This is a genomic window from Curtobacterium sp. 1310, assembly GCF_017834105.1.
Classification (GTDB): domain Bacteria; phylum Actinomycetota; class Actinomycetes; order Actinomycetales; family Microbacteriaceae; genus Curtobacterium.
The window spans coordinates 133,263-154,650 of record NZ_JAFICY010000006.1 but is presented as its reverse complement, the minus strand read 5'-3'; the positions used below and the strand labels follow the sequence as shown (position 1 = coordinate 154,650).

At 72.1% G+C, this 21,388-nt stretch carries 18 protein-coding genes; 12 read left to right on the top strand and 6 right to left on the bottom strand.

Translation table 11 applies throughout. The features are described 5' to 3' along the window. The first annotated feature begins 13 nt into the window (after positions 1-13). From JOD95_RS14480 to JOD95_RS14470, 3 genes are all read left to right on the top strand, one after another. Positions 14-1,042, top strand: a complete 1,029-nt coding sequence (locus tag JOD95_RS14480) for a LacI family DNA-binding transcriptional regulator (protein ID WP_066655683.1) — start codon at positions 14-16, stop codon at positions 1,040-1,042. Positions 1,043-1,105: 63 nt separating this feature from the next. Then, positions 1,106-1,963, top strand: a complete 858-nt coding sequence (locus JOD95_RS14475; RefSeq protein WP_209685686.1) for a 3-hydroxyacyl-CoA dehydrogenase — start codon at positions 1,106-1,108, stop codon at positions 1,961-1,963. A gap of 85 nt (positions 1,964-2,048) precedes the next feature. After that, complete coding sequence (locus tag JOD95_RS14470) at positions 2,049-3,557, top strand: GNAT family N-acetyltransferase (protein WP_209685684.1); 1,509 nt, start codon at positions 2,049-2,051, stop codon at positions 3,555-3,557. 279 nt (positions 3,558-3,836) lie between these two features. Here the strand turns inward: JOD95_RS14470 and JOD95_RS14465 are convergent, their stop codons facing one another. Then, entirely contained in the window at positions 3,837-5,339 is a 1,503-nt protein-coding gene (locus JOD95_RS14465) for an alpha-N-arabinofuranosidase (RefSeq protein WP_209685681.1), read from the bottom strand. Positions 5,340-5,570: 231 nt separating this feature from the next. Here JOD95_RS14465 and JOD95_RS14460 point away from each other — a divergent pair, with 231 nt between their 5' ends. The 3 genes from JOD95_RS14460 (at position 5,571) to JOD95_RS14450 (ending at position 8,877) form a co-directional block, all read left to right on the top strand. Then, complete coding sequence (locus tag JOD95_RS14460) at positions 5,571-6,938, top strand: extracellular solute-binding protein (protein ID WP_209685680.1); 1,368 nt, start codon at positions 5,571-5,573, stop codon at positions 6,936-6,938. A gap of 123 nt (positions 6,939-7,061) precedes the next feature. After that, the gene (locus JOD95_RS14455) at positions 7,062-7,958 is read left to right on the top strand and encodes a carbohydrate ABC transporter permease (RefSeq protein WP_066655692.1); all 897 of its coding nucleotides are present in this window, start codon (positions 7,062-7,064) and stop codon (positions 7,956-7,958) included. Position 7,959: 1 nt separating this feature from the next. Further along, positions 7,960-8,877 carry a carbohydrate ABC transporter permease gene (locus JOD95_RS14450; RefSeq protein WP_209685678.1) on the top strand — a complete coding sequence of 306 codons (918 nt, stop codon included), beginning with the start codon at positions 7,960-7,962 and terminating at the stop codon, positions 8,875-8,877. Positions 8,878-9,103: 226 nt separating this feature from the next. Here the strand turns inward: JOD95_RS14450 and JOD95_RS14445 are convergent, their stop codons facing one another. After that, positions 9,104-9,481: a VOC family protein gene (locus JOD95_RS14445; RefSeq protein WP_209685676.1), complete on the bottom strand. Its 378-nt coding sequence runs from the start codon at positions 9,479-9,481 to the stop codon at positions 9,104-9,106. Between the two features lie 23 nt (positions 9,482-9,504). Then, positions 9,505-10,332 carry a siderophore-interacting protein gene (locus JOD95_RS14440; RefSeq protein WP_066655700.1) on the bottom strand — a complete coding sequence of 276 codons (828 nt, stop codon included), beginning with the start codon at positions 10,330-10,332 and terminating at the stop codon, positions 9,505-9,507. 29 nt (positions 10,333-10,361) lie between these two features. Between JOD95_RS14440 and JOD95_RS14435 the strand changes: the two genes are divergently transcribed. The 4 genes from JOD95_RS14435 (at position 10,362) to JOD95_RS14420 (ending at position 14,560) form a co-directional block, all read left to right on the top strand. Beyond that, positions 10,362-11,441 carry an iron ABC transporter permease gene (locus tag JOD95_RS14435; RefSeq protein ID WP_235426357.1) on the top strand — a complete coding sequence of 360 codons (1,080 nt, stop codon included), beginning with the start codon at positions 10,362-10,364 and terminating at the stop codon, positions 11,439-11,441. Further along, positions 11,438-12,559: an iron ABC transporter permease gene (locus JOD95_RS14430; RefSeq protein WP_209685674.1), complete on the top strand. Its 1,122-nt coding sequence runs from the start codon at positions 11,438-11,440 to the stop codon at positions 12,557-12,559. Before JOD95_RS14435 ends, JOD95_RS14430 begins: the two co-directional genes overlap by 4 nt. Further along, the gene (locus JOD95_RS14425) at positions 12,556-13,461 is read left to right on the top strand and encodes an ABC transporter ATP-binding protein (RefSeq protein WP_245172419.1); all 906 of its coding nucleotides are present in this window, start codon (positions 12,556-12,558) and stop codon (positions 13,459-13,461) included. Before JOD95_RS14430 ends, JOD95_RS14425 begins: the two co-directional genes overlap by 4 nt. A gap of 73 nt (positions 13,462-13,534) precedes the next feature. After that, a complete protein-coding gene (locus JOD95_RS14420; RefSeq protein WP_209685672.1) occupies positions 13,535-14,560 on the top strand; it encodes an ABC transporter substrate-binding protein in 1,026 nt (341 codons plus the stop codon). A gap of 81 nt (positions 14,561-14,641) precedes the next feature. Here JOD95_RS14420 and JOD95_RS14415 read toward each other — a convergent pair whose 3' ends face one another. Further along, on the bottom strand, positions 14,642-16,702 hold the full coding sequence (locus JOD95_RS14415) for a transglycosylase domain-containing protein (RefSeq protein WP_245172418.1): 2,061 nt from the start codon (positions 16,700-16,702) through the stop codon (positions 14,642-14,644). Between the two features lie 219 nt (positions 16,703-16,921). Here JOD95_RS14415 and JOD95_RS14410 point away from each other — a divergent pair, with 219 nt between their 5' ends. Beyond that, positions 16,922-17,914: an alpha/beta hydrolase gene (locus JOD95_RS14410; protein WP_209685670.1), complete on the top strand. Its 993-nt coding sequence runs from the start codon at positions 16,922-16,924 to the stop codon at positions 17,912-17,914. A 20-nt stretch (positions 17,915-17,934) separates the two neighbouring features. On the opposite strand, the gene bla is transcribed toward JOD95_RS14410, so the two are convergent. Both bla and JOD95_RS14400 read right to left on the bottom strand, forming a co-directional pair. Next, positions 17,935-18,882, bottom strand: a complete 948-nt coding sequence (gene bla, locus JOD95_RS14405) for a class A beta-lactamase (RefSeq protein WP_209685668.1) — start codon at positions 18,880-18,882, stop codon at positions 17,935-17,937. A 183-nt stretch (positions 18,883-19,065) separates the two neighbouring features. Next, positions 19,066-20,547: a mannitol dehydrogenase family protein gene (locus JOD95_RS14400; protein ID WP_066655718.1), complete on the bottom strand. Its 1,482-nt coding sequence runs from the start codon at positions 20,545-20,547 to the stop codon at positions 19,066-19,068. A 182-nt stretch (positions 20,548-20,729) separates the two neighbouring features. Between JOD95_RS14400 and JOD95_RS14395 the strand changes: the two genes are divergently transcribed. Beyond that, positions 20,730-21,365 (top strand): TetR/AcrR family transcriptional regulator, encoded by a 636-nt coding sequence (locus JOD95_RS14395; RefSeq protein WP_209685666.1) that lies wholly within the window; start codon positions 20,730-20,732, stop codon positions 21,363-21,365. Positions 21,366-21,388 lie beyond the last annotated feature (23 nt).

Below are 21,388 nucleotides of genomic sequence, written 5' to 3'. Positions count from 1 at the left end.
GGAGGGAACAGCGTTGTCGACCGATCTGACCGCACCGCGCCGTGCGCCGTCGCTGGCCGCCGTGGCCGACGCCGCCGGTGTCTCGATGCAGACCGTGTCGCGCGTTGCCCGTGGCTTCGACAACGTCAGCCCGGACACCCGGGACCGGGTCCAGCGCGCCATGGACGACCTCGGCTACCGGCCGAACCGTGCGGCTCGTGCGCTGCGGTCCGGGCGCTTCCGGACCATCGGCGTGATCATGTTCACGCTCGCGTCGTTCGGCAACATGCGCACGCTCGAGGCCATCTCGGCCGCTGCGGCCGCCGCGGACTTCACCATCACCCTGCTGCCCATGGCGTCGCGTACCGGCGAGGGCGTCCGCACCGCGCTCTCCCGGCTGCACGAGCAGGCGGTCGACGGCGTCGTGATCGTCATCGAGTCGCACATCATCGACACCGCCGAGGTCGTGCTGCCGAGCGGTGTCCCGCTCGTGGTCGTCGACTCCGCGGGCACGACCGACCGGCCCTCCATCGACATCGACCAGGCCGAGGGCGCACGGCTCGCCACGCAGCACCTGCTCGACCTCGGGCACGAGACCGTCTGGCACGTCGCCGGACCCACCGCCTCGTACTCCGCGGAACGCCGCCTCGTCGCGTGGCGCGAGACGCTCGAGCACGCGGGCCGCAGGGTCCCCCGGGTCCTCCCCGCAGGGTGGTCGACGGCCGACGGGCACCGCGCCGGGCAGGAGATCGCGGCGCGGCCCGAGATCACCGCCGTCTTCGCGGTGAACGACCAGACCGCGCTCGGGGTCCTCCGGGCGGCGCACGAGGCCGGTCGATCGGTGCCGGAGAGCCTCAGCGTGGTCGGCTTCGACGACTTCCCCGAGTCGGAGTCGTTCTGGCCGCCGTTGACCACCGTGCACCAGTCCTTCGACGAGGTCGGGCGGCGGGCGGTCGCGACGCTGCTGGCGCAGATCGAGGGCACCCCCGTCCGCACGTCGACCGACCTCGTGCCGGTGCGCCTGGTCGAACGGGCGAGCACGGCACCGCCGCCGCGGGCCTAGGCGCCCGCGTCGGGTCAGGCGCTCGCCCGCGCACTCCCACGGGTCGGGAGCACACTGGGCACCATGACCACCTTCAGCTCCGTCACCGTGCTCGGCGCCGGCGTCCTCGGCACCCAGATCGCCCTGCAGACCGCCCGACACGGCATCCCCGTCGTCGTGTACGACATCAGCGAGGACGCGGTCGCCGCCGGTCGTGAGCGACTCGCGGGCATCGTCGAGCAGTACCTCGGCGACGTCGGGCAGGACGCCCGACCGGACGCCGGCGCCGCCGTCGCGCGGATCACCTTCGACACCGACCTCGCCCGGGCCGTCGGTGGGGCCGAGCTCGTCGTCGAGGCGGTCCCCGAGCGACTCGAGACCAAGCGCGAGGTCTACGGCCGGCTCGCCGAGGTGGCGCCGGCGGAGACCGTCTTCGCGACGAACTCGTCGACCCTGCTGCCGAGCGCGATCGCGGACGCGACCGGCCGCCCTGACCGCTTCCTCGCGCTGCACTTCGCCAACCACGTCTGGCGGCAGAACACCGCCGAGGTGATGGGGACCGAGCAGACCGACCCCGAGGTGTTCGAGCGCGTCGCGACGTTCGCCGAGGAGATCGGCATGGTCCCGATCCGCCTGCACAAGGAGCAGCCGGGCTACGTGCTCAACTCCCTGCTCGTGCCGCTCCTCGACGCCGCCGCGGGCCTGGTGCTCCGCGGGGTGGCCGACCCCGCCACGATCGACACCACCTGGCAGATCGGGACCGGCAGCCCGGTCGGGCCGTTCCGCATGTACGACGTCATCGGGCTCCGCACCGCGCACGCGGTCGCGAGCGCATCCCCCGAGCCCGGCGCGCAGGCCTGGGCGGCGTACCTGCAGTCGGAGTACCTCGACCAGGGCAAGTACGGCGTCGAGTCGGGTGAGGGGTTCTACCGCTACCGCTGACGCGAGCAGGCCTGACGCCAGCAGGCCTGACGCGAGCAGGCCTGCCGTTGCGCACGCCGGACGTGAGCACCCCTAGGATCTCGGGATGGAACTCGTCGCCCCCTCCCCCGAGTACTACCCGTCCTTCCGCCGCGCCCTGCAGGAGTGGGACGGTGCCCACCAGGACGGCGCCGGGATCCGGGACGCCGCGGCGCTGCAGGACCGAGCGGGCTTCGAGCGCTGGGTCGACCAGCTCCTGGCCGAGGAGACGACCCCGGCCAGCCCCGACCACGTGACGTGCACCTACCGCTGGATCGTCGAGGGCGACGAGTACCTCGGCAGCATCGCGCTGCGGCACGAGCTCAACGACTTCCTCCGCTCGTACGGCGGGCACGTCGGGTACGGCGTCCGGCCCTCCGCCCGGGGCCGGGGCCTGGCGTCCGCGGCGCTCGCCGAGGTCGTCCGCGCGGCTGCCGAGCGCGGGCTGCCCGAGGTCATGCTGACGTGCGACGCGACGAACCCCGCGTCCCGCCGGGTCATCGAGCACGCCGGCGGCCGGTACGAGCGCAGCGTGGTCGACCCGGACGGGCACACCCTGCTCCACCACTGGATCCGCACCGGTGCGCACGCGCACCCCGACGTCACCGAGGTGGACATCGTCGGCGGCCCCGAACCGCTGACCGTCGGGCTCCAGGACCACGATCCCGCCTGGTCCGCCCGCTACGAGGAGCACCGTGCACGGATCGCCCACGCCCTGGACGGCCAGCACGTCACGATCGAGCACATCGGCTCGACGTCCGTGCCGGGACTCGCCGCGAAGCCGATCGTCGACGTCGCGGTCGCCGTGCCGGACGTCACCGACGAGGCCGCGTACCTCACCCCGCTGCTCGGCGCCGGCTACGAGCTCCGGGTACGCGAGCCCGGGCACCGCCTCGTCCGCACGCCCGAGCGCGACGCGCACGTGCACGTGTACGAGCACGGCGCTGCCGAGCTCGACGACTACCTGCTGCTCCGCGACCAGCTCCGCCGCGACGACACCGACCGGCAGCGGTACGAGGACACCAAGCGTGCGCTGATGGAGCGGTCGTGGGACGACACGAACGCCTACGCCGACGCGAAGACCGCCGTGATCACGGACATCCGGTCCCGAGCGCGCGCCGCGGTCGTGCGCATCCGTCCGGTGCGGTCGACGGACGCCGCTGCGTGGCAGGCCCTGTACGCCGGCTACCGCGCGTTCTACCGACTGCCGGAGGACACCGAGGCCGTCCGGACCACCTGGCAGTGGGTGTCGACGGGTGCACACGGGCTGACCGGCCTGGTCGCCGAGGACGCCGACGGCCACCTGCTCGGGCTCGCCGACCTCCGACGGTTCGCCCGCCCGTCGTCGGCGACGACCGGCCTGTACCTCGACGACCTGTTCACGGCTCCCGACGCCCGGGGGCGCGGCGTCGCGACGGCACTGCTGCACGAGGCGGCGGCCACCGCCGCTGCCGAGGGCGCGAGCGTCGTCCGCTGGATCACCGCCGAGGACAACGCGACCGCGCGGGCGGTCTACGACCGCGTCGCCGCGGCGACCCCGTGGGTCACCTACGACATGCGGCCGTCCGCGGACTGACCGAGCGGCGGACGGGAGGCTCGCGGCCGGACCGCACCGCGCCTGCCGTCCGGCACGTCCCGGGTCGGGAGGTCCGTGGCGGTACCGCACCGCGCCTCCCGTCCGGCCCGCGCCGGCACGCTCCGGCAGGCTCCGGCAGGCTCCGGCCCGCTCCGGCCCGCTCCGGCACGAGCGAAGGGCACCGGTCCGCTCGCGCGGGCCGGTGCCCTCCGTGCTCACTCGACGCTCACCGGAGCGCTCGCCGAGGCGTTCGTGCGCCGACCGTGGTCGGCGGTCGGGTCAGCCGATCGACACCGCGGTCCAGGAGACCGGGGGCAGCTCGATCGTGATCGTGTCGCCCTCGCGACGGACGGTCTCGTTCGTGCGGAGTCCGACGCGCTCGCGGCCCTCGAGGTCGTTGACGGCGTGCACGTCGTCGTCCCAGATGCCCTCGGCGCGGACGTCACCGTCGGCGCCGATGCCGGCCAGGTCGATCGTGACGGTCGTCGACTCGGTCTGGTGACGGTTCACCAGGAAGACCGCTGCCCTGCCGTCCTCGACCGTCGCGGCGGAGTCGACCACGGGGACCTCGCCGTACTTGCCGCCGTCGACCGTGTCGCCCGAGGCCTTGACCTGCAGCGACGTGCCGTTCGCGAGCTTCGAGGTGAGCGAGAACGGGAAGAACGTCGTCTGGCGCCAGGCCGGGCCGCCGGGCTCGGTCATGATCGGGCCGATGACGTTGACGAGCTGCGCGAGGCTCGCCGACGCGACGCGGTCGGCGTGCCGGAGCAGCGAGATGAGGAGCCCACCGACGACGACGGCGTCCGCGACGGTGTAGACGTCCTCGAGCAGGCGCGGCGCGACCGGCCAGTCCTGCAGCTCGAAGGTCTTCTGCTGCTCGTTCCACTTGCTGATCGACCAGACGTTCCACTCGTCGAACGAGATGTCGATGCGCTTGTCCGACTTCTTGTGCGCCTTGACGTGGTCCGCCGCGGTGGTGACGGTGTCGATGAAGTGGTCCATGTTGACGCCCGAGGCGAGGAACGTCGACATGTCGCCGTCCTCCTCGTAGTAGGCGTGCGCCGAGATGTAGTCGACGTCGTCGTAGGTGTGCTCGAGGACCGTGCGCTCCCACTCGCCGAACGTCGGCATCGAGGCGCCGGACGAACCGCAGGCGACCAGCTCGAGGTCGGGCTGGATCTGTCGCATGGCCTTCGCGGTCATGGCGGCGAGCTTGCCGTAGTCCTCGGCGTTCTTGTGGCCGAGCTGCCACGGGCCGTCCATCTCGTTGCCGAGGCACCACATCTTGATGGCGAAGGGCTCCTGGCGGCCGTTCGAGCGGCGGTACTCGCTGAGCGCGGTGCCGGCGTCGATGTTCGCGTACTCGAGGAGCTCGATGGCCTCCTGCGTGCCGCGGGTGCCGAGGTTCACGGCGAGCATGAGCTCGGAGTCGACCGCGTCGAGCCAGTGCTGGAACTCGTGCAGGCCGACCTCGTTGGTCTCGGTCGAGTGCCAGGCGAGGTCGAGGCGACGGGGGCGCTGCTCGACGGGCCCGACGCCGTCCTCCCACTTGTAGCCGGAGACGAAGTTGCCACCGGGGTAGCGGATCGCGGAGACGTTCAGCTCCTTGACGAGGTCGATGACGTCCTTGCGGAAGCCGTGCTCGTCGGCGGTCTCGTGTGCCGGCTCGTGGATGCCGTCGTAGACGTGGCGCCCGAGGTGCTCGACGAACCCACCGAACAGGCGACGGCGCACCGGCCCCACGGTGAACGCGGCGTCGAGGACGAGGTGTGTGCGAGGCATGGATCTCCTTTGATCAGCGTGGGGGCTCGTGGTGCGACGTGATCGGCCCGGAACGAAAGTGAGCGCTCACGTCCCCATGAACGCTAGCGGGTTCCGGGCGGATGGGGAAGCGGGGACGCGCCCCGGTCGTGACCTTCACGAAAGGGGTGGCGCACCCCCGGACCTGCCGCTACTGTGAGCGCTCACGGAGCAACGACCGCTCCGCTCGGCCCGTCCCGATGGAGTGATGCCATGCCGATCCGACCAGCCGTACCCACCCCGCAGTCCCGCGGCGGTGCCTTCACCCGCAGGACCCTGCTCGCCGGTGCAGCCGCCGGCGCCGCGGTCCTCCCCCTCGCCGCGTGCTCGAGCCCGCTCGCCGCCGGCGTCGCCGGTGCCCCGCTGAACCCCGAGACCCTCGTCTTCTGGAACCTCTTCGGCGGTGGCGACGGTGTCCGTATGCAGACGATGGAGGCCGGCTACGCGAAGCAGCACGGCGGGCCGTCCTCGCTGCAGGCGACGACGTTCGCCTGGGGCAACCCGTACTACTCGAAGGTCACACTGGCCACCGTCGGGAACAAGCCGCCGGACGTCGCGATCGCCCACCTGACCCGTGCGAAGCCGCTCTGGGACGGCGGGCTGCTCGACCCGATCACCGAGGACGACCTGGCGAGCGTCGGCCTGAGCGCCAGCGACTTCAACCAGAAGGCCTGGACCGCGCAGAAGACCGACGGCAAGAACATCTGCGTGCCGCTCGACACGCACCCCTTCGTGCTCTTCTACAACGTTGACGTGTGCCAGAAGGCCGGGCTCATCGACTCCGACGGCAACCTGAAGGACCTCAACGGGCTCGAGAACTTCGAGGCCGCGCTGGCCGCCGTCGCGAAGGTCACCGGCGGCACCGCGCTCAACGTCGCGAACGTCAGCGAGGTCGCGACCCCGTGGCGCTTCTTCTGGTCGATGTACAACCAGATCGACGGTGCGACGCCGTTCATCAGCGACGGGGGCGCGAAGCTCACCGTCAACGAGGACGCGTACACGAAGGTCACCGACATGACCCAGAAGTGGGTGAAGGAGGGCTGGCTGAACAAGGGGCTCGACTACGCCACCGCCCAGACGCTGATGTTCACCGGCAAGGCGGGCTTCTTCATGCAGGGCGAGTGGGAGATCAGCACCGCGCAGTCCATCAAGGGGCTGAAGTTCGGCATGGTCCCCGTCCCGCAGCTGTTCGACAAGCCGGCGACGCAGGCCGACTCGCACACGTTCATCCTGCCGCGGAAGGACCGGACGCCCGAGCAGCGCAAGGCGCACATGCTCTTCATCAAGCAGATGCTCGAGCAGAGCCTGACCTGGGCCGAGGGCGGGCACGTCCCCGCGTACATGCCCACGTTCGACAGCACCGCGTTCAAGGACCTCAAGCCGCAGTCCAACTACGCCTCGGCAGCCGAGTCCGCCGTCTTCGACGACCCCGCCTGGTACGGCGGATCGGGCTCGACCTTCGAGAACACCGTCGGCGCCCAGCTCGCACTGGTGCAGCAGGGCAGCAGCTCGCCCGCCCAGGCGCTCGCGGCCATCAAGGACCAGCTCGCCACCTACCTCAACACCCCGAGCCCGCTGTGACCGGGCACGCCTCCCCGACGACCGACGTGAACACCGCGCGAAAGGCACGATGACGTGACCGCTGCACCAGTTCTCACCCGACCCACGGACGCCGCCGCGGTCACCCGTGGCACGCGCCCCCGCGTGAACTCCACCAACCGGGGACAGGGCCGCACCGGCTGGCTCTTCCTCGCGCCCTTCGGCCTGTTCTACCTGGCCTTCCTGCTCGGTCCGACGGTCTGGATGATCGTCACGAGCTTCTTCAACACCTCGACCGTCCGCACCGGGCTCGGCAGCTTCGCGGGCTTCGCGAACTACGCCGAGATGCTCGGTCGCGCCGACTTCTGGTCGTCGCTCTGGCACACCCTGCAGTTCACGCTCTACACGACGCCGCCGCTGGTGATCCTGGCCTTCGTCTTCGCCGTGCTGACGAACCGGATGAACCGCGGGCAGTGGTTCTTCCGCCTGGCGTTCTTCCTGCCGTTCATCCTGCCGTCGGCGACGATCTCGCTCATCTGGGTGTTCATCTTCACCCCGGCGACGGGCCTCTTCGCCTCGATCCAGCAGGCGATCGGCCTGACCCCGGGTGCGGGTGTGCTCGCGAGCCCGAACACGGCCATGATCGGCGTCGCGATCGCCACCGTGTGGTGGACCCTCGGCTTCAACTTCGTGCTGTACCTGGCCGGCCTGCAGGAGATCCCCCGCGAGCTGTACGAGGCCGCCGCGGTCGACGGTGCGTCCAGCTGGCAGCAGATCAAGTCGATCACGCTGCCGCTGCTCGGCCGCACGACGACGCTGGTCATCCTGCTGCAGATCATCGCGAGCCTGAAGATCTTCGACCAGGTGTACCTGATGACGAACGGCGGCCCGGGCATCTCGACCCAGGTCTCGCTGCAGCTCATCACCGGCGTCGGCTTCACCGACAACCGTCTCGGCGCCGCGTCCGCCGCGTCGGTGCTCCTGTTCATCGTGATCGTCGCGATCGCGGTCATCCGGCAGCTCGTCGAGCGCGCTGCCGCCAAGCGAGAGATCGGGGCCTGACATGACCGCCACCGAGAGCATCACCACGTCGCGTCCGCGGAAGCTGCGCTCCGGCGTCTCGGCAGCCGCTCCCGCGAACGCGGCGAAGATCGGCGTCTCCGGCAAGGGCTTCAACACCGCCGCCGCGATCGTCCTGACGGTGTTCGCGATCATCTGGCTCATCCCGAGCCTGTTCGCCCTGAAGACGTCACTGTCCGACAACGGGGTCGCGGCCCTGGGCGCGAACGCGATCCTGTCGAACTGGAACCCGACGCTGCACTCCTACGCGTCGCTGTTCCGGTCCGGCGACATCTGGAACTGGTACCTCGCCAGCGGCGTGACGAGCCTCGTCACCACGGCGCTGACGGTGCTGTTCGCCTCGATGGCGGCCTTCGCGCTGTCCCGTCTGGCGTTCCGCGGCCGGAACGTCGCGTTCCTGCTCATCATCCTGGGCATCATGATCCCGACGCAGGTCCTGATCATCCCGATCTTCCAGGAGCTCAACGCGGTCAACCTGCTCAACACGTACTGGTCGGTGATCTTCCCGCAGGTGCCGGCCGTGATCGCGGTCTTCATCTTCAAGCAGTTCTTCGACGGCATCCCGAAGGAGCTCGAGGAGGCGGCGCGCATCGACGGTGCGGGCATGTGGAAGATCTACTGGTCGGTGATCATGCCGCTGTCCCGTCCGGTGATCGCCGCGGTCGCGATCCTGACCTTCGTCGGGGTGTGGAACAACCTGCTCCTGCCGCTGTTCGTCCTGTCCAACCCGGACCTCATGACGATCCCGGTCGGGCTCGCCACGGTGCAGGGCAGCTTCGGGCAGCGCTACGCCGACATCCAGGCGGGCGCGATCCTCGCGGCACTGCCGCTGATCATCCTCTACCTGGTCTTCCAGCGGCAGATCGTGGAGGGCGTGACGGGCTCGGGCCTCAAGGGCTAGACGCTCCGCGTCGACGGACGGGAGGCACGGTGCCAGCTGGCACCGTGCCTCCCGTCCGTCGTGCGCGTGGTCGGACCGGGCGTCCCTGGTGGACGCGGGCGTGCCTGGTGGACGCGGGCGTGCCTGGTCGAAGCGGGCGTGCCTGGTGCTCCTGAACGACCAGGTACGCCCGAGATCGCATTGCATCGCGCCTGTCTTGGGAAGGAACGGGCGGCGCGAGGGCAGGTCAGAGCGGGTCGAGCCGCGTCCGCAGCAGGCAGAACTCGTTCCCCTCGGGGTCCTGCAGCACGTGCCAGGACTCCTCGCCGGTCTGTCCGACGTCTGCGGGTCGGGCACCGAGCGCGAGCAGCCGCTCGAGTTCGGCCTCCTGGTCGCGATCGACCGGCGAGAGGTCGAGGTGGAGCCGCAGGGTCTGGGTCGGCGCGTGCTCGACCCGGTTGAGGATGATCGTCGGGGTCGCGCCGCCGAAGCCCGATGCGGGCCCGATCTCGATGCCGTCGTCGTCCGTCCCGAGTTCGACGTAGTCCAGGACCGCGCACCAGAAGCGCGACAACGCCTCGGGGTCGCGGCAGTTCAGCACGAGTTCGCTCAGTCGACTGCTCATGCCCGCACGCTACGCGGGGACGGTCAGGCGGGGACGACCTGGCGCGCGTCGTGCTTCCAGAACCCGGAGAAGGTGATCCGGGTCTTCGGCAGACCGGCACGGTGCAGGTGTCGCCGGCCCTCGGTCGCGAGCCGCGACTCCCCGACCACGAAGGCGTACCCACGGTCGTCGGCGGGCACGTACCGCTGCAGTTCGGCGAGCGCCGCGCGTCCGGGGACGTCGTGCTCGGTGTCCGCCCGGACGATCCACGTCACCGTGACACCGACCGGGGCGTCGAGCACGCGGACGTCGGCGGCGGTCGGGACCTCCTGGATGATGCGGCCGACGGCGTCGCGCGGCAGCGACGCCGCGATGCCGACGACGGCGGGCAGGCCGGTCTCCTCGGCGGCGACGACGACCTCGCCGGCGTCATCCGGGCAGTCGAAGATGCAGCCCTGGTCGAGCATCGCGAGCTCGTCGCCGGGACGGGCACCGCAGGCCCAGATCGCCGCGCGGCCCTCGGGCTCGCCGTCGGCGTCGCAGTGCACGACGAAGTCGACGTCGAGCTCGCCGACCTCGGGACGGAAGGCCGCGACCGTGTAGTTCGCGCAGTGGGGACGGACGTCCTCGGGGATGGCGAGGAACGACGGCCACCAGCGGCGACCGTCCAGGTCGGGCATCCGGAAGGCGTCCTGGTCGGGGCGCGGCACGAACAGGCGGAACCAGTGGTCGAAGCCGAGGAACGGGAACTCGTGCAGGTCGTCGCCCGTCACGGTGACCCGCTGCACCGACGGGGTGTGCCGGACGGAGCGGAGCACCCGAGCACGGAAGAGCCGGGGTGCCTCGGGCATGAGCCGCGGGATCTTCGCCATGAAGGGAAGGCTACCCTAAGCTGGCCTGCGTGCCATCCCCCGAAACCGTCCTGACGCCCGACCGGGCCGCCCGGAGCGAGGCCCCGCCGCGTGCCGACGGCGTGCACCGCCGGGCCGTCCGTCGTCGGCTGCTGGTGGTCGTGGCCCTGGTCGTCGCGCTCGTCGTCGCCGCGGTCGCGAGCATGCTCCTCGGGAGCAACCGGCTCGGCGTCGACCAGGTGCTCGCGGGGCTGACGCGCAGCGGATCGAGCACCGCCGAGGCCGTCGTCTGGGGTTCCCGCATCCCGCGCACCCTGATCGGGGCGGCCGTCGGCGCAGCGCTCGGCATCGCCGGGCTCCTCATGCAGGGCCACACCCGGAACCCGCTCGCCGACCCCGGGCTGTTCGGCGTCTCCTCCGGCGCCGGGCTCGCGGTCGTGCTCGGCGTGTACGTCTTCGGGGTGACGAGCACCGGGGCCACCGTCTGGTTCGCCCTCGTCGGGGCCGTCGTCGCGAGCGTCGTCGTGTTCTCGGTGACCGTCGCCGGCAGCGGCACCGCGAGCCCCGTGCCCCTCGCCCTGGCCGGGGCCGCCGTCTCCGCCCTGCTCGGGGCGATCACGTCGTTCATCGTCCTGACCGACCAGGACTCCCTCGACGCCTACCGCCTGTGGGTGGTCGGGTCGCTCGCCTCCCGGCAGCTCGACGTGCTCGTGGCCGCGGCACCGTTCCTGCTCGTCGGCGCCGTGCTCGCGGTCTGGAACACCCGCGCCCTCGACGCCCTGGGGCTCGGCGCCGAGCTGGCGAAGGGCCTCGGCGAGAACGTGCTCGTCGCCCGGCTCGTCGGGCTCGGCGGCATCACGCTCCTGGCGGCCGGTGCCACCGCCGCCGCCGGACCGATCGGCTTCGTCGGCCTCACGGTGCCGCACGTCGCCCGCGCCCTGGTCGGGACCGGGCACCGCTGGACGCTCCCCGTGTCGGCACTCGTCGGCGCTGCACTCGTGCTCGTCGCCGACGTGGTGGGCCGACTGGTCGGCGGGTTCTCCGAGGTCGAGGTCGGCATCGTGCTCGCCGTGCTCGGCGGTCCGGTCTTCGTCGCCGTCGCCCGTCGCCGATCGCTGGTGTCCCTGTGAGCGCCGCCACGGACGGACGGCTCGAGGCCGAGCGCGCGGTACCGTCCGGCACGGACCGTCCGCCCGCCGGTCGCCGTGGTGTCCGGATCGGCCCGGTCGGACTCGCCTGGCGTCCGCGGGTGCTCGGCTGGACGGTCGGTTCGCTCGCCGTCGCCCTGGCCCTGGTGGTGCTCGGCGTCGCGGTCGGCAGCACGTTCATCGCGCCGGGCACCGTCGTCCGCGCACTGCTCGGCGCCGAGGACGGCCCCGAGGGCTTCATCGTCACCACGCTCCGACTCCCCCGCGTGCTCACCGGCGCCCTGGTCGGCCTGGTGCTCGGGACGGCCGGCGCGCTGACCCAGACGGTGACCCGGAACCCGCTCGGCACGCCGGACATCATCGGCGTGACCTCGGGAGCGAGCGTCGGCGCGGTCGCCGCGATCGTGCTCGGCGGTGGCACCTACTCGGTGTCGGCGGTCGTCCTGAGCGGCGGCATCCCGGTGGCGGCGACGATCGGCGCACTCGTCGCCGCGGCCGCCGTGTACGGCCTCGGCTGGCGGGGCGGCGTGCAGAGCTACCGGTTGGTGCTCGTCGGCATCGGGGTGAGCGCGACGCTCGACGCCGTGACCAGCTACCTGCTCGTCCGCGCGAAGATCACCGTCGCCACGGCGGCGTCGCAGTGGCTCGTCGGCAGCCTGTCGAGCACCTCGTGGACGACGGTCTGGCCGCTCCTGCTCGTCGCAGCGGTCTGCGTCCCGATCGCCCTCGCCACCAGCGCCGCGCTCGGCATCGGGCAGCTCGGCGACGAGGTCGCGACCGGCGTCGGACTCGGCGTGCAGCGTCACCGGCTGCTCGTCCTCGCCCTCGCGGTCGTCCTCACCGCCGCCGCCGTCGCCGCCGCCGGACCGATCGGCTTCGTCGCGTTCGTCGTCCCCCAGGTGGCCCTGCGGCTGGCCGGGACGAACCGTCCGCCACTGCTGCTCGCGGGGGCGCTCGGGACGGTCCTCGTCCTCGGCGCCGACCTGCTCGCGCGCTCCGCCTTCCCGTGGCAGGTGCCCGTCGGCATCGTGACCACCGTCGTCGGGGCCCCGTACCTGATCTGGCTCCTCGTCCGCCACCGCAAGGAGATGTCCCGATGACCGCCACCACGACCGACGGCAGGACCGCGGGCGCACCGGACGCGACCACCCACCGGAGCGCGGGCGGCGCCTCGACCGGCACCGTGCCTCCCGTCCTCGAGGCCCGCGGACTGTCCGTCGGCTACGACCGCGACCCCGTCCTCCGCGACCTGGACCTGCGGATCGAGCGCGGGACGGTGACGACGTTCCTCGGCGCGAACGGGTGCGGGAAGTCGACGCTCCTCAAGGCGTTCGGCCGCGTGCTGAAGCCACAGTCGGGCGAGGTGCTGCTGGACGGCTCCCCCATCCGCCGGGAGCCGAACCGCGCCGTCGCCCGGCGGCTCGCGATCCTGCCGCAGACGCCGGTGGCTCCCGCCGGCACGAGTGTCCTCGACCTCGTGATGCGCGGACGGAACCCGCACCAGTCGTGGGCGAAGCCGTGGACGGCCGACGACGCCGACGTCGCCGAGCAGGCCATCGCGGCGACCGGGCTGACCGACGTCGCGCACCGCGACGTCGCGAGCCTGTCCGGCGGCCAGCGGCAGCGCGCCTGGATCGCCCTCGTGGTGGCGCAGCAGGCGGAGACCCTGCTGCTCGACGAACCGACGACGTACCTGGACCTCGCGCACCAGCTCGACGTGCTCCGGCTCGTGCGGCGCCTGAACCGCGAGCAGGGGTCGACCGTCGTGATGGTGCTGCACGACCTGACGCTCGCGGCGCGGTACTCGGACCGGCTCGTCGTGCTGCACGACGGCGGTGTCGTCGCCGACGGCACGCCGCAGGACGTCCTGACACCCGCCGTGCTGCAGACCGCCTTCGGGCTGCACGCCCGCGTCGTGCCGGACCCGGTCACCGGCGCGCCGATGATCGTGCCCGAAGCGGACGAGCACGAGGCGGACGAGCACGAGGCACCACGCGCCTGACCGCCGCCGGTCCGGGTCCGTGTTCGCGTCCGATGCTGGCGGGTCTCTCAGAGTTAGGTTAGGCTCTCCTAACGTGAAGATCCCCCGCCGCGGCTCCCTGCGCGCCGCCCTCGTGACCTCCGTGGCCGTCTCGGCCCTCCTCCTCACCGGCTGCTCCGGTGCGAACGACGAAGCCGGCTCCGGCGACACCGCCGGCACAGGTTCGGCCGCCTCGGGCCCCTGGTCGTACGAGGACGCCACCGGCACGACCGTCAAGACCGACAGCACGCCGAAGCGCGTCGTCGTCCTCAACGACGTCGCCATCTCGTTCATCGAGTACGGGCTGCGCCCGGTCGGCACCTTCGGCCAGCTGACGATGGCGAAGGACAAGCGGTTCGCCGACCTCGACACCGACGGCATCACCCAGCTCGGCGAGGCGTACGGCGACATCGACCTCGAGGAACTCGCGGCCCTGAAGCCCGACCTCGTCGTCACGTCGGTGTACCCGAAGGACGAGCAGGGCACGCTCGACACGACCCAGCCCGGCTACGGCTTCAAGGACAAGGAGCAGCAGCAGCAGGTCGAGGCGATCGCACCCGTCGTCCAGGTGAAGTGGGGCGGCAAGGGCGAGGACGTCATCGAGACCATCGCCGACCTGGCCGAGTCGCTCGGCGCCCCCGAGGCGAAGGTCCAGGCCGCCGAGGACCGCTTCGACGCGGCCGAGAACGAGCTCGAGCAGGCCGCGAAGTCGAGCGACGTCTCCGTCGTGTCGATGTTCGCCGACGGCTCCGGCGCGTACGTCACCCGCCCGAGCGACGAGCCGAGCCTGCAGATGTACTCGTCGTTCGGTGTCGACTTCGTGGACCCGAAGCCGAAGGGCTTCTACTGGGGCGTCTACTCGTGGGAGAACGCGGGGCAGATCACCGGTGACGTGCTCCTGCTGTCGCAGCAGGGCTACCAGGTCGCGGACCTCGAGAAGCAGCCGACCTTCGCCGACAACGCCGCGCTCGAGGCGGGCCAGGTCCACAGCTGGACCTTCCCGGCGCTCGACTACGCGTCGCAGGCGGACTACATGACGAAGCTCGCGGGCTGGCTCGAGGACAGCAAGAAGGTCTCGTAGCGACCCACGTGCGGACGGGAGGCGCGGTGCCGGCTGGCACCGCGCCTCCCGTCCGTCACGGGGTCGCTCCGCAGCGGACGATCAGCCGGCGGGCAGCGCCGCGTTCACCGCCGTCTGCGCCTGCCGCCACACGTCCGCCCGGGACCCGGCGTAGGTGCCGCCCTGGCCGCTCCCGACGTACCGCAGGTTCGTCTTCCCGCCGTCGGTGTTGCCCTGCCAGTACGCGGTCACCGCCCGCGAGGTCCCGCCGACGAGCCAGATCTGGTCCGCCGCGTCGGTCGTGCCCGTCTTGCCGAACAGCGTCGCCCCGTCGAGGGTCTGCCCACCCGACGCCGTGCCGCCGCGGAACGCACCCTGCATCACCGCGAACGCCTCGGCCGCGACCGACGCCGACACCGCCTGCGTGCAGGACCGCGGCTGCCCACCGAGGGCCGTCCCGTCCGGCCCGGTGACCTGGTCGACGACGACCGGGGCGCAGTACACGCCGCCGTTCGCGATCCCGGCGTAGGCGGCCGCCATCGTCAGCGGTGCGATGCTCGTCGTCCCGAGGATCGCCGCCGGGTTCGCCGGGAGCTCCCCACCCGTCGCCGGGTGGACACCCAGTCGCGCGGCGGTGTCGCGGATGTCGCAGAGATCGAGCTGCGACGCCATGTCCGCGTAGGCCGCGTTCACCGACTGGGCCGTCGCCGCGCGGACCGAGTACGGCCCGGTCTGCCCCGGCGAGTCGTTCTTCGGGTCGTACGGGGTGTCCAGCGTGACCCGCTGCCCGCACTGCGTCCACGTGGCGCGAGCCTTCCGCGTCCCGTCCACCACCGTGTCGGGGCTCCGGCCGGACACGAGCCACTGCAGCAGCGTGAACATCTTGTAGGTCGAGCCGACCTGGAACCCCTTCGAGCCGCCGTTCGACTCGTCGGTGGCGTAGTTGAGCGAGGTCGCCGTCGCCGGTGCGTCGGCCGACCGGTCGAAGTCCTTGTTCTGCGCCATCGTCAGCACGCGACCGGTGCCCGCCTCGACGGTGTCGAGCGTCGCACCGAGGGCGAGCCGGCTCTCGGTCGCCGGGTCGTGCAGGGCGAGCAGGTCCTTCTGCTGGGTGTTGAGGTCGAGGTCGAGGGTGGTCTGCACCCGGTACCCGCCCGTGCGCCACGCGGCGGCGCGGGCACCGGGGTCGGCGCCGAGCTGCGGCAGCTCCTTCGCCACCTGTTCGGCGTACGCGCAGAAGAACTCCGCGCCGCGCACCGCCGACTCGCACCCCTGCTGCGGCGCCGTGAGGCGGACGTAGTCGGCGGGACGGGACGCGAGCGCCGTCGCGAGGTCCGCGTCGCCCAGGTGCCCCTGCTCGTGCATCGAGCGGAGGATGACGTCCCGCCGTGCCTGGTTGTCGGCGTGGTGCTCGGGCGTCGACAGGTCACGGCGCTCGGGCCACTGCACGATGGCGATCAGCGACGCGGCCTCGGCCGGGGTCAGGTCGGAGGCGTCCTTGCCGTAGTACCGCTGCGCGGCTGCCTGCACACCGTAGGTCTGGTCGCCGAAGTACGCGATGTTCAGGTAGGCGGCGAGGATCTCGTCCTTCGAGTACTCCTTCGCGAGTCCGATCGCCAGCTTCACCTCGGCGAGCTTGCGCTCCGGGCTCTTCTTCGTCGCCTCGCGGTAGCCGGCCTCGCGCTCCTCGGCGGTCGGCAGTTCGCTCGCCTGCTGGATCTTGATGTTCCGCACGAGCTGCATCGTGATGGTGGAGCCACCGGACCCGCCCTGCCCGCCGGAGGCGATGACGCTCGCGACCGACCGCACCAGGCTCGTCGGGTCGACGCCGCCCGTCTCGCGGAAGCGCTTGTCCTCGCCGTCGATCGCGGCGTGCTCGAGGGTGTCGCTGATCTGGTCGAGCGACAGCTCCTGGCGGTTCTGGTCCCACACGTCGACCAGGTGCACGGGCTGTCCGCCCTGGTACGCCCAGATCTCGTTGCGCTCGGGCAGGTCACCGATCTCGATGTACTCCGGCATCGAGTCGAACAGGTCGATCGCCGAGGTCGTCCCCACGCCGGCCACCGCGAGCACCGGTGTCACCCCGACCCCGACCAGCAGCCCCGCCAGCACGCTGCCGCCCACGAAGCCCAGGGCTGCCCCGGTCGCACGTCGCATCGCCATGTCTCCCCCTCGTCGTCCCGCCCCCGTCGTCCGGAGGCGTCGGGTGACCCTCCCAACGCTGTTCGGACGTCTGCCCGGGGTTCCCCGGGCAGAACCGGCACGACCGCTGGGAAAGGACCGAGTCGGTACGGATCGTTACCGCAGGGGCTCCCGCCGTCACCGTCCCGTAACCCGACCGTGACCGCGTCGTGACCGTGCGCTCGTCGGTACGCTCGGGGGATGGGGACCGGACGGTGGCACGAGGACGTGCTGGGGGCCTCCTTCGAGCGCCTCGAGCTCCCGCTCGGCGAGGACGGTGAGGGACCGGTCGTCGCGACCCTGGTGCGGCGCCGGCGGTCACCGAACGACCTGCTGCTGCACGCCCGCGGCCCCCTGCACGGCGTGGACGTGCTGTACGTGCACGGCTGGTCCGACTACTTCTTCCAGGTGGAGCTGGCGGAGCACCTCGAGCGGCTCGGAGCGCGCTTCCACGCCCTCGACCTGCGGAAGTACGGCCGGAGCCTCCGCCCGCACCAGACGCCCGGGTTCGTCGACGACCTGGCCGTGTACGACGAGGACATCGGCGCCGCCCTCGACGCGATCGCCGCCGAGCACCACGGCGGTCCGCGCCGACGACTCGTCCCGATGGGGCACTCCACCGGCGGGCTGACCCTGGCGCTCTGGGCCGCGCGGCACCCCGACCTCGTCGACGGCCTCGTGCTGAACAGCCCGTGGCTCGAGTTCCAGGCGAGTGCACTCGGCCGGGCGATCGTCACGCCGGTGATCAAGCTCGGGGCACGGCGGAACCCGCTCGCGCCGATGCCCGCGGTCGACCCGGGCTTCTCCACCCGCACGGTGTCCGCCACGGGCGAGGGGTCGTGGACCTACGACCAGCGCTGGCGGCCCGAACGGGGCTTCGCCCTGCACCCCGGGTGGCTCGCCGCGGTGTTCGCCGGGCAGGAACGGGTCGCGCAGGGGCTCGGCATCGCGGTGCCGACCCTCGTGCTGCTCAGCGACAAGAGCATGCTGCAGCCGCGGTGGGACGACGCGATGACGCGCGCCGACGTCGCGCTCAACGTGGACGTGGTCGCGCACCGGGCCCTGTCGCTCGGCGCCGAGGTGACCGTCCGGCGCCTGCACGGGGCCCTGCACGACGTGGTGCTCTCCGCGCCCGAGGTCCGCGACCAGGTGTGGGACGTGCTCGGGCGCTGGGCCACGACGCTCCCGCGCTGAGCACCGCCCGGGGGTGTCCCTCAGCCGATCCGCTGGACCGCCAATCGGGTCGCCGCGGCCACCAGGGCGTCCGACGGCTCCGCGTCCGCCCGCTCGTGCGCCGTGAACACGACGAGCACGACGGGGTCCCGGCCCGGCGGCCGGACGACGGCGATGTCGTTGCGCACCCCGTACGAGGCGGTCCCGGTCTTGTCCGCGACCGTCCAGCCCGCGGGGACGCCCGCCCGGATCGTGCCGTCGCCGGTCGTCGTCCCCGCCATCGACGACCGCAGCAGCTCGCGGTCCCCGGCGTCCAGCGCGTCGCCCACGAGCACCGCCCGCAGGTCGCTCGCCGACTGCGCCGGGGTCGTCGTGTCCCGCGGGTCACCCGGGACCGCCGTGTTGAGGTCGGGCTCGACGCGGTCCACCCGGGTCACGTCGTCCCCGATCCCCCGCAGCCACCGCGACACACCGCCCACCCCGCCGAGCCGCTCCACGAGCAGGTTCGCAGCCGTGTTGTCACTCTCGCGCACCGCCGCGTCGACGAGCGCCCGGACCGTCATGCCCTCGTCGACGTGCCGGCTCGTGACGGGTGCGTACTCGAGCAGGTCGCCCCGTCCGTAGTGCACGACCTCGTCGAGGTCCTCGCCGCTCGACGCGTCGAGGACCGCCGCGGCGATGAACGCCTTGTTCGTCGAGGCGAAGGCGAACCGCTCGTCCGCCCGGTACCCGACGCTGCTGCCGTCCGCCGTGTCGATCGCGACGACGCCGATCCGGGCGTCGTCCCGCTCCTCGAGCGCGGCGAACGCGCGGGACGTCGCCGCGTCCGCGGTCGCGGTCGGTGTCGGTGTCGGTACCGGCGTCGTGGTCGCCGTCGGAGCGCCGCCCGCCGTGCCCGAGGGGTCGCCACCACCACTGCCGCTGCACCCGGCGAGCGTCAGCGCGGCCACCGCCGCGATCGTGGCCAGGGTCGTCCTCGTCGTCCGCACGCTGACGAGCATGCCGACCCCGCCCGCGATCCACCTGCACGTCGCGTCCCGCCGTGCGAGCGACGCGGCCACGGTCGGACGGGAGGCACGTGGCGGTGCCACCACGCGCCTCCCGTCCGGTGGTGGCGGAGCCGGGACGCATGGTCGGGGTCCGCACGCGCCTCCCGTCCGGCGGGCGACGTGTCAGGAGCGCGACAGGCGCGTGACCGTCGCGTGTGCGCCGTCCTGCAGGAGCCCGTCGAGCGCGTCGCGGTACGCCGCGACGAACCGGTCGTCGTCGACCAGGTCGCCGAACACCTGGCGGTCCTGCAGGAAGGCGAGCCGGTCCTCGTCCTGCCGCCGCGCGGCCGCCGTCAGCCGGTCGGCGAGACGGTCCACGACCTGGATCGGCTGCCCGTCCTCGTCGGTGCCCTCCGCGTAACGCGCCCACGAGGCGACGATGCCGGCCGAGAGCGCGACGGGACCTCCGGATGCGAGGTTCTCGCGGACCACCGGGAGCAGCCACTTCGGGATGCGGTCGCTCGACTCGGCGCAGAGCCGGGCGAGGGTGTCGCGGACCTCGGGGTTCCGGAAGCGCTCGATGAGCGTCGCCGTGTAGTCGTCGAGGTCGATCCCGGGGACCGCGTGGAGCGTCGGGGTCGCCTCCTCGGCCATGTAGCGGCGGAGGAAGGTGGCGATCGCCTCGTCCTGCGTGGCCTCGTGGGCGTAGCGGTACCCGGACAGGTACCCGAAGTAGCAGAGCCCCTGGTGGCTGGCGTTGAGGAGCCGGAGCTTCATCAGTTCGTACGGCTCGACGTCGTCGACGAGCTGCACGTCGGCGTCCTCGTACCGGGGGCGGCCGGCGGGGTGGTCGTCCTCGAGCACCCACTGGAAGAACGGCTCGGCGACGACCGGCCAGGCGTCCTCGATGCCGAGCTCGTCACGGACCCACGCCCGGTCCTCGTCGGTCGTGACCGGGGTGATCCGGTCGACCATCGAGTTCGGGAACGACACGTGCTCGCCCATCCACGCCGCGAAGGCCGGGTCCTGCAGGCGGGCGTAGGCGGTGAACATCTGCCGAGCGACGTGCCCGTTGCCCTGGATGTTGTCGCACGACATCACCGTGAACGGCTCGAGACCCCGGTCGCGACGACGCCGGAGCGCCTCGACCACGAGGCCGAAGACCGTCCGCGGCGGGGCGTCCCCGCGCAGGTCCGCTGCGACACCCGGTTCGTCCGCGACGAACTCCCCCGTGACGTGGTCGAAGTTGTAGCCGCCCTCGGTGATGGTCAGGCTGACGATCCTGGTGTCCGGGTGCGCCATCTTCTCGACGACCGCGTCCGGGTCGTCCACCGCGAGCAGGTACTCGACGATGCTGCCCACGACCCGCGACTCCCGCGTGCCGTCCGGGTGCTTGAGCACGAGCGTGTAGAGGCCGCCCTGCTCCGCCATCGCGGCGGCCATGCGACGGTCCTGCTCGAGCACACCGACACCGCAGATGCCGTACTCGCGGGCCTCGCCCTGCTGCAGGAGCCGGTCCACCACCATCGCCTGGTGCGCACGGTGGAAGCCGCCGACGCCGAAGTGCACGATCCCCGGGGTGATCCCGTCGCGGTCGTAGCTCGGCACGGCGACGCCGCTCGCGGCGATCCGGTCCAGGGTCTCCGGGCTCAGGCGGACGGTCATGGGTACTCCTTCGTACGGCGGTCGCGAGCCCCCAGTCTGGCAGCCGGAACCGGTGTGCGGAACCGGTGTTCCGACCCGACGCATCCGGATCGACCCGCGACCCTCCGTGCCCGGGGGACGAACCTGAGGGAGCGCTCGGAGAAGGTGCACCGAGTGCATCGATGCACCTAGTGTTGGCACACGTGACCACCACCGACCGTCGTGCCGCGCTCAAGGCGAAGCACCGTGCCGCGATCCTGCAGGCAGCGCGGGACCTGGTCGACGAACGCGGCGGACGCGGTTTCGGCGTCGACGACCTGGCATCGCGTGCCGACATCGCGCGACGGACCGTCTTCAACCACTTCGCGTCGCTCGACGAGGTCCTGCTCGCGGTGTGCGAGCAGGAGCTCTCGGTGATCATCGACCGGTTCCTGGCCGACATGGCCCGGACCCCGATCGGTGACGGCAGCCGCGCGTCGATGTTCGAGGAGCTCGAGTCGGCCGCACGCGGGGCCGACCTGGCGCCGGCGATCTCCGGGATGTACCGGATCATCGGTGAACCGGGGAAGGAGGACCCGAAGGCCGCGGTCCTCACCCAGACCGCGTTCTCGCGGGTCACCGACCGGCTGCGCGACGAGGTCGCCCGGCGACACCCGGGTGCCGACCCGCTCGACACCGCACTGCTCGTCGACTCGCTCATGAGCGGGATCGTCGTCATCGCCGACCACTGGCTCACCCACGACGGCCCCGAGCTCACCCCGGCGTCACTGACCGCGTGGGACGCCCTGCTGAGCAGACTCGTGCACAGCGTCCGCTCCGGCTACATGCCGGCCTCCTGACCACTCCCCCCGGGGTCCACCGG

Bases quoted from the DNA above. Each gene is read 5' to 3' on its own strand.
- JOD95_RS14475 (WP_209685686.1), top strand. From the start codon at position 1,106: ATGACCACCTTCAGCTCCGTCACCGTGCTCGGCGCCGGCGTCCTCGGC.
- JOD95_RS14470 (WP_209685684.1), top strand. From the start codon at position 2,049: ATGGAACTCGTCGCCCCCTCCCCCGAGTACTACCCGTCCTTCCGCCGC.
- JOD95_RS14465 (WP_209685681.1), bottom strand. From the start codon at position 5,339: ATGCCTCGCACACACCTCGTCCTCGACGCCGCGTTCACCGTGGGGCCG.
- JOD95_RS14460 (WP_209685680.1), top strand. From the start codon at position 5,571: ATGCCGATCCGACCAGCCGTACCCACCCCGCAGTCCCGCGGCGGTGCC.
- JOD95_RS14450 (WP_209685678.1), top strand. From the start codon at position 7,960: ATGACCGCCACCGAGAGCATCACCACGTCGCGTCCGCGGAAGCTGCGC.
- JOD95_RS14445 (WP_209685676.1), bottom strand. From the start codon at position 9,481: ATGAGCAGTCGACTGAGCGAACTCGTGCTGAACTGCCGCGACCCCGAG.
- JOD95_RS14440 (WP_066655700.1), bottom strand. From the start codon at position 10,332: ATGGCGAAGATCCCGCGGCTCATGCCCGAGGCACCCCGGCTCTTCCGT.
- JOD95_RS14425 (WP_245172419.1), top strand. From the start codon at position 12,556: ATGACCGCCACCACGACCGACGGCAGGACCGCGGGCGCACCGGACGCG.
- JOD95_RS14415 (WP_245172418.1), bottom strand. From the start codon at position 16,702: ATGGCGATGCGACGTGCGACCGGGGCAGCCCTGGGCTTCGTGGGCGGC.
- JOD95_RS14410 (WP_209685670.1), top strand. From the start codon at position 16,922: ATGGGGACCGGACGGTGGCACGAGGACGTGCTGGGGGCCTCCTTCGAG.
- JOD95_RS14400 (WP_066655718.1), bottom strand. From the start codon at position 20,547: ATGACCGTCCGCCTGAGCCCGGAGACCCTGGACCGGATCGCCGCGAGC.